Genomic DNA, 13,927 nt, shown 5'->3' on the forward strand with positions numbered 1-13,927 from the left:
CGCCGCTCCGGGCCGCGCCGTCTCCGGCGCAAACCGGGCGCGCGGGGTTCGCCCGGTGACGCGGAGGACTCAGGCCGGCAGAAGAGCGGCCCCGTGCCGCCCGGCCGCGGCCGAGGTGAGGAAGTAGGCCAGGTCCTGGTCGAGTTTGCGCCCCATGGTCGACAGGCCCACAGGGGAGGCCTGGAGAGCCTCGTACAGGCCGTCGACCTTGACTTTCACCAGGTTGTGGCGCTCGCCCAGGGGGGCGGCCTGGCGCTCGACGCGGGCGCCGAAGTCGCCCCCGAGTTCGGGGACCACGATGTCGGCCCTGGTCAGGGCGGCCCGGCCGTAGGCGGTCAGGCTGTGGTGGGAGACGCCGATGTGGCGCTCGCGCAGGTCGCCCTCGCTGACGCGCAGGGCGCCCACCGGGCGGCCGTTCAGGACGCCGGCGGCGTTGACCGCCTCGCCGGCCGAGACGCCGGAGAAGCCCCACTTCGTCCCGGTGCCCAGGTTGCCCGGACCCTGGGCCACGACGACCAGGTCGGCGTCGAGGACGTGGCGGGCGGCGAGCAGGCCCGTGTGGGTCGTGACCGCCTCCAGGTCGCCGCCGAACGACTGGCCGACCGTGACAACGCCTGTCAACCAGCCGATCTCGCGGAGTTTCGCGCAGGCCATCGAGAACCACGCCGGCAGCGCGCCGCCGTCGAGCATCACGTAGGCGACCCGGGCGCCGGGGCGCTCCAGGTAGAGGCCGCAGAGGATCGCGGGCAGGGCCGAGTGCAGGTCGGCGACCACGACGGGCATCCCGTCGAGGGAGTCGGCCTCCTCCAGGACGGCGTGGTGGGGGGAGTCCTGCTCGTCGGCGCCCAGAACCGTGGCCTGCAGGGGGGTGTAACGGGCCTTGACGAGATGGCCCGGTCCTGCGGGATCTTGTGGCAAACGGTCAGGAATCGCCACCACCATGGCGTAACCTCCCGTACCGAGGCCCATGGCGAGGGCGGTCGTGTTGAGCAGCACCGTGTCGCCGGGCTCGGGGCGGCCCACCAGCGGCGGATAGGCCAGCGCCCGGCATCGAGTGCCGTCGTCGACGGCGACCTCGATCTCGAGTGCGCCGGGCCATTCGCGCCTGATCTCACGGACCTCGCCCCTGCGCCATCTGATCACCGGAAAAGGGTAGCGTTCGAGTCAGGAGGGAGGGCCGATGTCGCGGCGGAAGACGGAACGGTTGCTGAATCTGGTGATCTGCCTGCTGTCGACCACACGTCCGTTGAGTGCGGAGCAGATCCGTTTCGCGGTGCCCGGGTACGACCCGGCCAACGACGAGGCCTTCCAGCGGATGTTCGAGCGGGACAAGAACGAGCTCCGCGAGATCGGCATCCCCATCGAGGTCCAGAAGGACCCGTGGGAGGACGACCCCGGCTATCGCATCGTCAAGCAGTCCTACGAGCTCCCCGAGATCACCCTGGAGCCCGACGAGGCCGCCGTGCTCGGCCTGGCCGCCCAGGTGTGGCAGCGGGCCAGCCTGGCCGAGGCGGCCGGCGGGGCGATGCTCAAGCTCAAGGCCGGCGGCGTCGAGACCGACCTGGCCGAGGGGCCGCTGGAGCTGCGGGTCGACACCCGCGACGCCGCGTTCACCCCGCTGTGGGAGGCGGTGCGCGACCGCCGGGCCGTCACCTTCCACTACCGCTCCGGCGGCAGCGAGTCGGTCCTCAAGCGCGTGGTCGAGCCGTGGGGCGTGCTGTCCCGGCGCGGCCGGTGGTACGTGGTCGGCCACGACCGCACCCGCGACGGCACCCGCGTCTTCCGGCTCAGCCGCATCGTCGGCGACGTCACCCCGACCGGCCGCCCGGGAACGGTCGAGGTGCCCGAGGGCACCGACCTGCGGGCGCTGGTGGCCTACGGCGGAGACGACCCCGGTCCCGAACGCACCGCCACGGTGCGCGTCCGCCCCGGCACCTGCCAGGGCCTGCGCCACCTCGCGCGCGAGGTCCGGCCCGGCGACGGCTGGGACGAGGCCGACATCGTCTTCACCGACCCCGAGAGGCTCGCGGGCTGGCTGGCCAGCCTGGGCCCCGACGCCGTGATCGACGGACCTCCGGACGCCCGCGAAGCCGTGATCCGCCGCCTGAAGGGTGCCCTGCATTGAACGACCGGCTCCCCCGGCTGCTCGCCCTCGTGCCCTACCTGATGTCCCACCCCGGGGCCTCCGTGCCCGAGGTGGCCAAGGTCTTCGGGCTCAACGAGAAGCAGCTCATCGAGGACCTCCAGCTGGTCTGGATGTGCGGCCTGCCCGGCCACACCCCCGGCGACCTGATCGACGTCTCCTGGGACGGCGGCGAGATCCTCATCGACAACGCCGACACGATCGCCCGCCCCCTCAAGCTCGGCGTCGACGAGGCCAGCGCCCTGCTGGTCGCGCTGCGAATGCTGGGCGAGCTGCCCGAGTTCGCCGGCGGCGAGGTCCTCGGCCGGGTCGTGGCCAAGCTGGAGCAGTCGGCCGGAGACGGCGCCGCCGCGATCAGCAACCAGGTCACCGTCGAGGTCGAGGCCGCCCCCGGCGCGCTCGCCACCGTCACCGACGCGGCCCGCCGGGGCCGCCGCCTCTCGCTCGTCTACTACACCCCGGGTCGCGACGAGATCACCCCGCGTGAGGTCGACCCGCTGCGGGTGGCCCTCGTCGACGGCCGCCACTACCTGGAGGGCTGGTGCTACCGGGCCGAGGCGATGCGGATGTTCCGGGTCGACCGAATCCAGGAGGTCGCCGTCCTCGACGTGGCGGCCGACCCGCCCGCCGAGGCCGAGCCGATGGACGTCACCCAGGGCGTCTTCCGCCCCTCCGAGACCGACGAGCTGGTCGAGCTGGAGGTCACCCCGGCCGGGCGGTGGATCTCCGAGTACTACCCCGTCGAGGAGGTCGAGGAGCTCGGCGAGGGCCGTCAGCGGGTGGCGCTGCGAGCCCGTGACCAGGGCTGGCTCGTCCGGCTGGCGCTGCGGCTCGGCGACTCGGGGCGGGTCGTCCGGCCCGAGACCCTGGCCGCGCGGGTCGCCGAGACGGCCAAGCGGACCCTGGCGAACTACGAGGGAAGCGTGTGATCTGGTTATACGCGGGCCTGGGCGCGGCGGGCCTGGTGGTCGTGGGGTTTCTGACGGTTCGCGTCCTGGTGGCCGCACGGGGACTGGGGGCCGAAATCGAGCGAACCAAGGCCCGAATGCGGACGATTCGTCCCCCCGAAGGGTGATGAGCACTGCCATCGCAGCGTACGATCGGGCAAGGACGTGCATCACCCGCCCCTTAAGGACGTGTCATGGGAAGCCTGGGACCCACTGAGCTCATCATCATCGGGCTCATCATCATCCTGCTGTTCGGCGCCAAGAAACTCCCCGACACGGCTCGCGCCCTCGGGCAGTCGATGCGTCTGTTCAAGAAGGAGACGCAGAAGATGCGCGAGGAGGACGACGGCAAGGACACCGTCGTCACCGCGCAGGCCGAGACGGTCACCCCGCAGCCGGCGCCGGCCCCGCCCGCGCAGATCCCGCCGGCCGTGCCGACGCCCTCGGTCGAAGACCGGCTGCGCCAGCTGGAAGAGGAGAACGCGAAGCTCCGCGCGTCCTCGCAGCCCGGCGTCCAGCCGTCCGACAAGAAGAACTGACCTCCGCCGCACCTTCTCCCGAGACAGGATCATGGGATGGCCCTGTTGAAGAGGTCGTCGACGCAGAAGGCCTCCTCGGCCGCGACCGACGACCCCGATGGGCGCATGTCGCTCATGGACCACCTCCGCGAACTGCGGAACCGCCTGTTCAAGATGATCATCGGCGTGGTGGTCGGGACGATCGTCGGGCTGGTCTTCTTCGATCCGATCTGGGATTTCATGACCGGGCCGTTCTGCCGCCTGCCCGACGCCTACCGGCTCGGCGGCGGTAAAGAGTGCAGCCTGGTGGTCGGCAGCGTCACCGGCGGTCTGTTCATCAACCTCAAGGTCGCCTTCATGTTCGGCCTCGTGGTGGCCTCGCCGATCTGGCTCTACCAGATCTGGGCGTTCGTGACGCCCGGCCTCTACCGCAACGAGAAGCGCTACAGCTACACCTTCCTCGGCCTGGCCGTCCCGCTGTTCCTGGCCGGCGCGACGCTCGCCTACCTGACGATGGACAAGGGCCTGTCGCTGCTGCTGGGGTTCGTGCCCGAGAACGCGGTGCCGCTCATCGACGTCAACGACTATCTGACGTTCCTGATGATGATGCTGCTGATCTTCGGCGTGTCGTTCCTGCTGCCTCTGTTGCTGGCCTTCCTCAACCTGCTCGGCGTGCTCCGCTACGAGACCGTGGCCAAGCACCAGCGCATGGTCGTGTTCGGCATGTTCGTCTTCGCGGCCGTCGCGACGCCGAGCCAGGACCCGTTCACCATGCTGGCGCTCGCGCTGCCGATGATCGGGCTGTTCTTCCTGGCCGAGGCGTTCATGTTCGTCCACGACAAGCGGGCCGACGCCGCCGCGGCCGTCAAGGCCAAGGCGCTGGAAGAGGAACTCGACGGCACCCCCGCCGAGTGAGCGGGATAACCGTCCTCGCCAACCCGGCCGCCCGCGGCGGCCGGGGGATGGCCCGTCTCGAATCGGTGCTGGCGCGGCTGCGCGCCTCCGGCCGGGACCTCGCCGTCATCTCGGGCGCCTCGCCCGGCGACACGCTGGAGCAGGCCCGCGCCGCCGTGCGCGGGCGCCCCTCGGTGGTCGTCGCGTGCGGTGGTGACGGCATGGTGCACCTGGCGGTCCAGGCGGTGGCCGGCACGGGCGTCCCGCTCGCGATCGTCCCCCTCGGCACCGGCAACGACATCGCCGCCGACCTCGGGATCCCGCGCGACCCGTTACGCGCCGCCGACCTGGTCACCGGGGGAGTGCCCCGGGTCATCGACGCCGCCACGGTCGGCGACAGGTGGTTCGCCGGGGTGCTGGCCTGCGGCTTCGACTCGCGCGTCAACGAACGCGCCAACGCCATGACCGGCCCGGCCAAATACGTCACCGCCGTGCTGCGGGAGCTGAGGGAGTTCGAGCCGATCCCGTTCCGGATCACCCTCGACCACCACCCCGCCGCCGAGGTCACCGCGATGCTGGTGGCGGTCGGCAACACGCGGTCGTACGGGAACGGCATGAAGGTCTGCCCCACCGCGCGGCCCGACGACGGCCTGCTCGACGTGGTGATCCTGAAGGCGCTGCCCAAGGCCGCCTTCCTGCGCGCCTTCCCGAAGGTGTTCCTGGGCACCCACACGAAACACCCGGCGGTCGAGGTCCACCGTGCCGCCTCCGTGACGCTGGAGGCACCCGGCGTGATCGCCTACGCCGACGGGGAACGCGCCGGACCCACCCCGCTGACCTGCACGGCCCGTGCAGGTGCGCTGACGGTGATGACACGGCCGTAACAGGAATATCGGTAGGGTTGACGCCATGAGCACGCCTGCGGAACGCTACGCCGCCTTCCGTGACCAGCAGAACGAGTCGGGCCCGGCGCTCACCTCGTTCCGCGGGTTGTACGACTTCGAGCTCGACGAGTTCCAGCTCGACGCCTGCCAGGCACTGGAGGCCGGAGACGGCGTGCTGGTGGCGGCGCCGACGGGATCGGGCAAGACCGTGGTCGGCGAGTTCGCCGTCCACCTGGCCCTCGAACAGGGCCGCAAGTGCTTCTACACCACGCCGATCAAGGCCCTGTCGAACCAGAAGTTCAACGACCTGGTGCGCCGCTACGGCGCCGCCAACGTGGGCCTGCTGACCGGCGACAACAGCGTCAACGGCGATGCCCCGATCGTCATCATGACGACCGAGGTGCTGCGCAACATGCTCTACGCCGGGTCCCAGACCCTGTCGGGCCTCGGCTATGTGGTGATGGACGAGGTCCACTACCTGGCCGACCGCTTCCGGGGCGCCGTCTGGGAAGAGGTGATCATCCACCTGCCCGAGTCGGTCCGGGTCGCGGCCCTGTCGGCCACGGTGTCCAACGCCGAGGAGTTCGGCGAGTGGCTCGGCGCGGTCCGCGGCGACACGACGGTGATCGTCGACGAACACCGCCCGGTGCCGCTGTGGCAGCACATGATGGTCGGCAACCGCATCTACGACCTGTTCGCCAGCGAAGACGGCGCGACCCGCATCAACGCCAACCTGATGCGCATCTCCCGCGACGAGCAGCGGCTCAACCAGGTCCGCGGCAAACGCGGCTACAACCGCCCCAGACGGACCCCCCACGACCGCGCCCAGGTCATCGAGCGCCTCGACGCCGAGGGCCTGCTGCCCGCGATCACCTTCATCTTCTCCCGCGCGGGCTGCGACGCCGCCGTCAAGCAGTGCCTCTACGCCGGTCTGCGGCTCACCACCGACGAGGAGCGCCACGAGATCCGCCAGCTCGTCGACGAGCGCACCGCCCACCTGCCCGACGAAGACCTGGCGGTGCTGGGATACCTCGACTTCCGCGACTGCCTGGAGCGCGGCCTGGCCGCCCACCACGCGGGCATGCTCCCGGCCTTCAAGGAGGTCGTCGAGGAGCTGTTCACCAAGGGCCTGGTCAAGGCGGTCTTCGCGACCGAGACCCTGGCGCTGGGCATCAACATGCCCGCCCGCTCGGTCGTCATCGAGAAGCTCGACAAGTGGAACGGCGAGACCCACGCCGACCTGACCCCGGGTGAGTACACCCAGCTCACCGGCCGGGCCGGCCGCCGCGGCATCGACGTCGAGGGCCACGCGGTGGTCGTCTACCAGCCCGGCATGGACCCGATCGGGGTCGCCGGTCTGGCCAGCACCCGCACCTACCCGCTGCGGTCGAGCTTCCGGCCCTCGTACAACATGGCGGTCAACCTGGTCGGCCAGGTCGGCCGTGAGCGCGCCCGCGCCCTGCTGGAGGACTCCTTCGCCCAGTTCCAGGCCGACCGCGCGGTCGTCGGGCTCGCCCGCCAGCTGCGCAAGCACGAAGACGCGCTCCGGGGCTACAAGGAGGCGATGACCTGCCACCTGGGCGACTTCCCCGAATACGCCGCCATGCGCCGCGCGCTGTCCGACCGGGAGGCCGAGCTGTCCAGGCAGCGCGGCGCCGCCCGGCGCGCCCAGGCGGTGCAGAGCCTGGAGGTGCTGAAGGTCGGCGACGTGATCCGGGTGCCCGGCGGGCGCCGGGCCGGGCTGGCCGTCGTCCTCGACCCGGGCGTGAGCGTGCGCGGCGAGGGGCCGTCGCTGCTGGTCCTGACGGTCGGCAAGCAGGTCAAGAAGCTGACTCCGGCCGACTTCCCGGTGCCGGTCGAGCCGGTCGACCACATCCGCGTCCCGCGCAACTTCAACGCCCGCAGCCCGAAGGAGCGGGCGAACCTGGTCGCCACCATGCACGCCAAGCTCGGCGACGTCGACCTCGGCAAGCCGGTGCGCGCCCGCGACCACGCCGCCGAGGACGACGAGATCCTCCGCCTGCGCCGCGAGCTGCGCCAGCACCCCTGCCACGGCTGCGACGAGCGCGAAGACCACGCCCGCTGGGCCGAGCGCTACTACAAGCTGCAGCGCGAGACCGAGGGCCTGCGCCGCCGCGTCGAGGGCCGCTCCCACGTCATCGCCCGCACCTTCGACCGCGTCTGCGGCATCCTCGACGAGCTCGGCTACCTGGAGGGCGAGACCGTCACCGACGAGGGCCGCCGCCTCGCCAAGCTCTACACCGAGCTCGACCTGCTGACCGCCGAGTGCCTGCGCGGCGGCATCTGGGAGAAGCTCGACCCCGCCGAACTGGCCGCCTGCGTCTCCTCGCTGGTGTACGAATCCCGCCAGTCCGACGACAACAGGAGCCCCCGCATCCCCGCCGGAGCCGCCAAAGAGGCGCTGGCGTCGATGGTGAAGCTGTGGGCCGACCTGGAGGCCGTCGAGCAGGACCACGAGCTGTCGTTCACCCGCGAGCCCGACATGAACTTCGCCTGGGCCGCCTGGCGCTGGGCCAAGGGCCACACCCTCGACGCGGTGCTGACCGACAACGACCTGGCGGCGGGCGACTTCGTGCGGTGGGTCAAGCAGCTGCTCGACCTGCTCGGCCAGTTGCGCGACGCCGCGCCCCAGGGCAGCAAGGTGCGCGAGACCTCGGTGAAGGCGATCGACGCCATGCGGCGCGGAGTGGTGGCCTACTCGTCGCTGACCTGAACTGACCGGCCGGTCAGGAGCGAGTGGTGGTCTGTTCGCCCACCGTAACTCCAAAGGGAGATTCCGGATATAACGCGGCGGAAATCCGCTAAGTACAAGCCCCGCCTCTGGAGGTCCGGATGTTCGCTCTCCTCGCCGCTCTCCTGTTCCTCGTCGCCCTCGTCTTCGCGATCGGCGGCTACGCCGTCGGCGCGGTCCTGACCGTGACCACGCTGACCATCGCCGGCGCCGTCTTCCTGGCCCTGCACCTGGGCGGATACGGCACCACCTGGAGCCTCAGGAAGTGACCTGACGACTGCGCCAAGGGCCGCCCGCGATCACGCGAGCGGCCCTGTCCGTTTCTCTGGCAAGATCGCCAGCGTGATCGTGTACGGCGACCGCCCCTTCGCCGAGATCGGAGAGCCCGCCCTCGCCGTCACCGACGAGCGTCGTGGCCTGCTCGCCGTGGCCGGGGCCGCGGACTTCCGCAGCCCTGTCCCCGTCGGCGTCTACGACACGCGCGACCTGAGTTGCCGGGCCCTGGTCCACTCGCGCCACAAGGTCCACGCGATGGCCTTCCACCCCACTCTTCCACTCCTCGCGATCGGCACTGGCCAGTACGACGGCGGCTACCACTTCGGCGGGGAACTGTTCCTGCTGTCCCTGGAAACGGGTGTGGCCGCGCCGCTCATCGAGCACCTGCCCGGCTACGACGCGTCGGGCCGACAGATCCTCGGCCTGGAGTGGCTCGACGACCAGGCCTTACGGGTGGTGATGGCGCCCCCGGATGACTGGGACGACCCGGACGCGTGGACTGAGGGGCACGTCGCGGTGGTGCGGCGGACCGACTGGGGCAGGGTGCCTCCCCGATCGGTCACCTCCTACGACCTGGTCGGCCCTCGGATCCCGGCACCGCGCCCCGACGGTCGCGAGGCCGCCCGCGCCGCTGTGACCCGACTGGGCAAGGGTTGGGAACCTCGCCGCAACGTCCATGCGGTGGAGGCACCACTCTGGATCTTCCGCACCGACCGGCCCGCCACGGCGCTGGACGCCGGCGACGACGCCGTCTACGTCGCCTACGACGACGGTGAGATCGTCGTGCTCGACCTTCACACCGGGACCGTGCGCGGGCGTGGCCCCCTGACCATCGGAGCGGTGTCCGTCCTGCCGACGGCCCTCACCGTCGCCGGGCCGGGCCGGCTGCTGGTCGGCACGGGCGACGGACGGATCCTGGACTGCCCGGCCGGACCGGGAGGACTCGGGGCAGGACCTCGGATCTAGTCGGTCGCCGGGTGTTCCCAGGTGAAGCGGATCTCCCGGGTGGCCGTGTCGGCGCGCAGGAGCCGGGCGGAGACCCGCTGCCCCAGGGGGAGGTCGGCGCCGTCGCAGCGGGCGATCACGGCGGGTTCGGAGATCTGGATCTGGCCGCCCTTGCCGTTCTCGGCGACGTCGACGACGACCGCCTCGAAGGTCTCGCCGATGCGGTCGCGCAGCAGGAACGCCTCGACCAGGTCGACGCAGGCCCGCTCGACCCCGGACGTCCGCCTCGTCGCCGCCGCCATCTGGGCGGGGAGCTCCGTCAGCGCCTGGCCGATCTCCTCGGGCACCGGTTCGCCGGCGGCCACAGCCAGGCAGACCTCGGTGGCGTAGCGGTCGACCAGCCGCCGCAGGGGAGCGGTGACGTGGGCGTAGGGCGCGGCGACCGCGGCGTGCAGGGCGTCGGGGGGCGGATCGCCGTCGAAGCCGACGTAGGCGGCGCCGCGCAGCAGGACCGTCGACTCGTGGAGGAAGGCCGCGTGGCCGGGGATCTTCGGGTCGAGACCGTGGACGACCTCGCCGTAGCCCGCCCCCTCGGGCCAGGGCACGCCGAGGGCCAGCGCCATCCGGCGGACCTTGCCGACGTCGGCCGGCCCGGCCGACGGGAGCACCCGCAGGATCCCCACCTCGGCGTCGAGCATCATCTGGGCCGCCGACATGCCGGTCAGCAGGGAGATCTGCGCGTTCCACTCCTCGCACGGCTGCGGCGAGCGGAACTCCACCCGGTAGCCGTCACCCGCCCGGACGACCTCCTGGTCGGGGGTCGGCAGCGTGACCCCGCCGCGGGCACGCTCGATCTCCAGCCGCAGCGGCCCGATCTCCGAGAGCAGGCGCAGGGTCCCGTCGGCGCGGCCGGTGTCGACGAGGGTCTGCACGTAGTCGTAGTCGAGCCGTTCCCGGCTCCGCACCAGCGCCGGCCGGACGTCGGAACCGACGACCTGGCCCTCGGCGTCGAGATCGACGCACCAGAGGGCCACCGGGCGGACCTCGCCGGGCAGCAGGCTGGCCGCGCCCTCCGACAGCACCGGCGGGTGGAGGGGCACCCGCCCGTCGGGCAGGTAGACGGTCTCGCCCCGGCGCCGGGCCTCCCGGTCGATCGCCCCGCCGGGGCGGACGAAGGAGCCGACGTCGGCGATGGCGTACCAGACCCGGTAGCCGTTCTGGCGCTCCTCCAGGCAGAGGGCCTGGTCGAGGTCCATCGAGCCGGGCGGGTCGATGGTCAGGAACGGCAGATCGGTGCGGTCTTCGAGGCGGAACCGCCGGGAGGCCGTGGCCGTGGCCTCGTCGAGGACCGCCTGGGGGAACTCGTCGGGCAGGTCGAACTCCCGGCGCACCCGGTCGAAGCCCTCGCTCAGGCGCGGCGGTCCGGCGTCGGGTATCCGGATTTTTCGGTGTGGCACGTCCCTCAACGTAGCGGTTCAGCCCTTCCCGAGCACGGTCAGCAGCCGGTTCAGGGGGCTGTCGAGCCCGTAACGGTCGGCCAGGGCGACCAGCGCCTCGGGGTCGTGGGGCTTGGCCGGCACCTCGAACGGCACCGAGGGGATCGGCACGTCATGGGCCACCTTCACCACGGCGGGCGCGACGGCCAGGTAGTCGCGGGCGGCCTCCAGCTTGTTCCGCGCCCCGGCCGGGAAGCCCTCGTCGCCGACCGCCGCGAGCAGCGCGTCGAGGGACCCGAAGCGGGTGATCAGCGAGGCGGCCGTCTTCTCGCCGATCCCGGCCACGCCGGGCAGCCCGTCGGAGGGGTCGCCCCGGAGGGTGGCGAAGTCGGCGTAGGCCTGGCCGGGGATGCCGTATTTCGCCGTCACCCACGCCTCGTCGACCGTCTGCAGGTTCCGGATTCCCCTTACTGTGTAAAGGACCCGGCGCCGTTTGGCGTCGTCGACGAGCTGGAACAGATCCCGGTCGCCGGTGACGATCTCGACCGGCTGCGCAGAGGTCGCCGTGAGGGTGCCGATGACGTCGTCGGCCTCGTACCCCTCGACCCCGAAGGACGCGATGCCCACGGCGGCGAGGACCTGTTCGATGACCGGAACCTGCGGGGCCAGCGTGTCGGGGATCTCCTCCTCGTCGCCCGAGGCGACGCGATGGGCCTTGTACGACGGGATCGCCGCCACCCGGAACGCGGGCCGCCAGTCGGCGTCCATCGCCGCGACCAGATGGGTGGGGGAGTGCGCCTTCACCAGCGTGGCGATCATGTCGATCAGGCCCCGGACGGCGTTGACGGGCATGCCGTCAGGGGCGGTCATCGACTCCGGCACGCCGTAGTAGGCGCGGAAGTAGAGCGACGGGGTGTCGAGAAGCATCAGCACCCGTCTATGCTCCCAGCACCCCCACCGCGAGCAGGCACGTGTCGTCGCGCGGATTGGGCCCGCCGACGGTCTTCAGCATCGCGTCGACGGTCGTGGGCAGGTCGGCCACGGTCAGCGACCCGGCCGCCGCGAGCACCTGCGCCTGGCCCTCGTCGATGTCGCGGTCACGCCGCTCGATCAGCCCGTCGCTGAACATCAGCAGCACGTCGCCCGGCCGGAGCTGGACCTTGGCCACGCCGTAGGCCGGTTTGAGGGCGGCCCCGAGCAGCACGCCGGGCGGGGCGACCATCGGCCGGGCGATCCCGCCGCGCACCAGCACCGGCACCGGGTGGCCCGCGCCGGCCCAGGTGAACCGGAGCGTCTTGGGGTCGAACAGGCCGACCACGGCGGTGGCGGTGGTGTCGTCGAGACGGGTCATCGTCAGCGTGTTGAGCCACCCGAGCATCGCGCCGGGGCCCTGGCCGGTCATCGCCAGCGCGGCCAGGCCGTGGCGGAGCTGGGCCATGTGGGCGATGGCGGGGATGCCGTGGCCGGACACGTCGCCGACGGCCAGCAGGACCCGCCCGTCGGGCAGGTTGCTCGCCTCCCACCAGTCGCCGCCGAGCACGTTGAAGAGCTGCTCGGGCTCCCCGGCGACCTGCCGGTGGTGGCTGCCGACCGGGCGGTCCTCCATCGGCACGCAGCGCACGGCGACCCTGGCGCTGGGCAGCATCAGATCGGCGCCGGGCTCGGGGAGGATGGCGTCGCGCAGCAGATAGGTCAGCTCGCGCTGTTCCGCGAGGCGCGCCTCGGTCCGGTCGAGCCGGTCTCGCATCGAGGCGACCATGTCGGCGGCCGTGTGGGCGCCGACGAGGGCAGACTCCTCGATGGAGGTCAGGGGCGGCTGCTCGCCACCGGCGCCGCCGGTCATGGTGAGGCTCGCTCTCGGGAAACGCATGGTCCAAACGGGGTGAGAAGTGACAGGAGGGGGACGAGCCGTAAACGGCCCTGTGCGGAGCGTAGCATCGGTCTGGACGAGCTGCCGGGTTTTTCGCCGATCCACGCCACTTCTAGTATGACGCTGTGACAACGGAGTCCCTTGACGTGTTTTCGGCCGACCGCCTCGACCTGGTGCGATCGGCCACCGCGGCGTCCGGCGTCGGCGCCCTGCTGCTGACCCCCGGCCCCGATCTGCGCTACGTGTCGGGCTACGACGCCCACGCGCTCGAACGGCTGACCTGTCTGGTCGTGCCGGGCGACGGCGGCGACCCCTTCATGATGGTGCCGCGCCTCGAACTGCCCGCCGCCCAGACGTCTGCGGCCGGGCGGCTGGGCGTGGAGTTCGTGCCGTGGGACGAGACCGACGACCCCTACGCGGTCGTGGCCCGCAGGCTGGGCGAGGTCGGCAGTGTGGCGCTGGCCGACCGGATGTGGGCGATGCAGTCGCTGCGCTTCCGCGCCGCCCTCCCGGGGGCCGAGCAGGTGCTCGCCTCGACCGTGCTGCGCGACCTGCGGATGCGCAAGTCGGCCGCCGAGGCGGCGGCGCTGGCCGAGGCCGGGGCGGCGATCGACGCGGTCCACGCGCTGGTGCCCACGCTGCTGAAGGCGGGCCGGACCGAGCGCGAGGTCGGCCGCGACATCGCCGACGCGATCCTGGCCGCCGGCCACGTCACGATCGACTTCGTCATCGTCGCCTCGGGCCCCAACGGCGCCTCGCCCCACCACGACGTGTCCGACCGGGTGATCCGGCCCGGCGAGCCGGTCGTGGTCGACATCGGCGGCACGATGGCCACCGGCTACTGCTCCGACTCCACCCGCAACTACTGCGTGGGCGAGCCCCCGGCCGACTACGCGCGCTACTTCGCCGTGCTGCGGGAGGCGCAGGACGCCGCCTGCGAGGCGGTCCGCCCCGGGGTGACCTGCGAGTCGATCGACGCGGCGGCCCGCGAGGTGATCGCGGCGGCCGGCTACGGCGACCTGTTCATCCACCGCACCGGCCACGGCATCGGCCTGGAGTCCCACGAAGACCCCTACATCGTGGCGGGCAACGACGAGGTGCTGGCGCCGGGCATGGCGTTCTCGGTCGAGCCGGGCATCTACCTGCCGGGCGAACACGGCGCCCGCATCGAGGACATCGTCATCTGCACCGACGACGGGGTTTCCCGCCTCAACAACTCGTCCAGGGATCTGGTGATCGTCTGATTGCCGTACCGTTTGCGC

General features: G+C 71.8%; 13 protein-coding genes. 9 read left to right on the plus strand and 4 right to left on the minus strand.

Features of this window, described 5'->3' with window-relative positions; translation table 11 throughout:
- Positions 1 to 69: 69 nt before the first annotated feature.
- Positions 70 to 1,143: a DUF3866 family protein gene (locus tag AW270_RS08945; RefSeq protein ID WP_061292730.1), complete on the minus strand. Its 1,074-nt coding sequence runs from the start codon at positions 1,141 to 1,143 to the stop codon at positions 70 to 72.
- A gap of 37 nt (positions 1,144 to 1,180) precedes the next feature.
- On the opposite strand from AW270_RS08945, the gene AW270_RS08950 reads away from it, so the two are divergent.
- The 8 genes from AW270_RS08950 to AW270_RS08980 all read left to right on the plus strand — a co-directional run bounded on the left by AW270_RS08950 (position 1,181) and on the right by AW270_RS08980 (position 9,380).
- Positions 1,181 to 2,125 (plus strand): helix-turn-helix transcriptional regulator, encoded by a 945-nt coding sequence (locus tag AW270_RS08950; protein ID WP_061292731.1) that lies wholly within the window; start codon positions 1,181 to 1,183, stop codon positions 2,123 to 2,125.
- Positions 2,122 to 3,072 carry a helix-turn-helix transcriptional regulator gene (locus AW270_RS08955; RefSeq protein WP_369408982.1) on the plus strand — a complete coding sequence of 317 codons (951 nt, stop codon included), beginning with the start codon at positions 2,122 to 2,124 and terminating at the stop codon, positions 3,070 to 3,072. The genes AW270_RS08950 and AW270_RS08955 overlap by 4 nt, the downstream gene beginning before the upstream one ends.
- Positions 3,073 to 3,284: 212 nt before the next feature.
- On the plus strand, positions 3,285 to 3,629 hold the full coding sequence (gene tatA, locus AW270_RS08960; protein ID WP_061292734.1) for a Sec-independent protein translocase subunit TatA: 345 nt from the start codon (positions 3,285 to 3,287) through the stop codon (positions 3,627 to 3,629).
- A 36-nt stretch (positions 3,630 to 3,665) separates the two neighbouring features.
- On the plus strand, positions 3,666 to 4,523 hold the full coding sequence (gene tatC, locus AW270_RS08965) for a twin-arginine translocase subunit TatC (RefSeq protein WP_061292736.1): 858 nt from the start codon (positions 3,666 to 3,668) through the stop codon (positions 4,521 to 4,523).
- Positions 4,520 to 5,386 (plus strand): diacylglycerol/lipid kinase family protein, encoded by an 867-nt coding sequence (locus AW270_RS08970; RefSeq protein WP_245674634.1) that lies wholly within the window; start codon positions 4,520 to 4,522, stop codon positions 5,384 to 5,386. Before tatC ends, AW270_RS08970 begins: the two co-directional genes overlap by 4 nt.
- A gap of 25 nt (positions 5,387 to 5,411) precedes the next feature.
- Positions 5,412 to 8,120 carry a DEAD/DEAH box helicase gene (locus tag AW270_RS08975; protein ID WP_061292738.1) on the plus strand — a complete coding sequence of 903 codons (2,709 nt, stop codon included), beginning with the start codon at positions 5,412 to 5,414 and terminating at the stop codon, positions 8,118 to 8,120.
- Between the two features lie 119 nt (positions 8,121 to 8,239).
- On the plus strand, positions 8,240 to 8,407 hold the full coding sequence (locus AW270_RS39475; RefSeq protein WP_169807280.1) for a hypothetical protein: 168 nt from the start codon (positions 8,240 to 8,242) through the stop codon (positions 8,405 to 8,407).
- A gap of 73 nt (positions 8,408 to 8,480) precedes the next feature.
- A complete protein-coding gene (locus AW270_RS08980) occupies positions 8,481 to 9,380 on the plus strand; it encodes a PQQ-binding-like beta-propeller repeat protein (protein WP_061292740.1) in 900 nt (299 codons plus the stop codon).
- On the opposite strand, the gene AW270_RS08985 is transcribed toward AW270_RS08980, so the two are convergent.
- Genes AW270_RS08985 through AW270_RS08995 form a run of 3 tightly spaced genes read right to left on the minus strand, consistent with a single transcriptional unit; the run spans position 9,377 to position 12,665 of the window.
- Complete coding sequence (locus AW270_RS08985) at positions 9,377 to 10,816, minus strand: RNB domain-containing ribonuclease (RefSeq protein WP_082801416.1); 1,440 nt, start codon at positions 10,814 to 10,816, stop codon at positions 9,377 to 9,379. The genes AW270_RS08980 and AW270_RS08985 overlap by 4 nt on opposite strands.
- An 18-nt stretch (positions 10,817 to 10,834) precedes the next feature.
- Positions 10,835 to 11,722: a 5'-3' exonuclease gene (locus tag AW270_RS08990; protein WP_061293488.1), complete on the minus strand. Its 888-nt coding sequence runs from the start codon at positions 11,720 to 11,722 to the stop codon at positions 10,835 to 10,837.
- 10 nt (positions 11,723 to 11,732) lie between these two features.
- Positions 11,733 to 12,665, minus strand: a complete 933-nt coding sequence (locus AW270_RS08995; protein WP_082801417.1) for a PP2C family protein-serine/threonine phosphatase — start codon at positions 12,663 to 12,665, stop codon at positions 11,733 to 11,735.
- Between the two features lie 146 nt (positions 12,666 to 12,811).
- On the opposite strand from AW270_RS08995, the gene AW270_RS09000 reads away from it, so the two are divergent.
- Positions 12,812 to 13,909: a M24 family metallopeptidase gene (locus tag AW270_RS09000; protein WP_245674635.1), complete on the plus strand. Its 1,098-nt coding sequence runs from the start codon at positions 12,812 to 12,814 to the stop codon at positions 13,907 to 13,909.
- Positions 13,910 to 13,927 lie beyond the last annotated feature (18 nt).

Source organism: Herbidospora cretacea, assembly GCF_001570605.1.
GTDB classification, from domain to species: domain Bacteria; phylum Actinomycetota; class Actinomycetes; order Streptosporangiales; family Streptosporangiaceae; genus Herbidospora; species Herbidospora cretacea.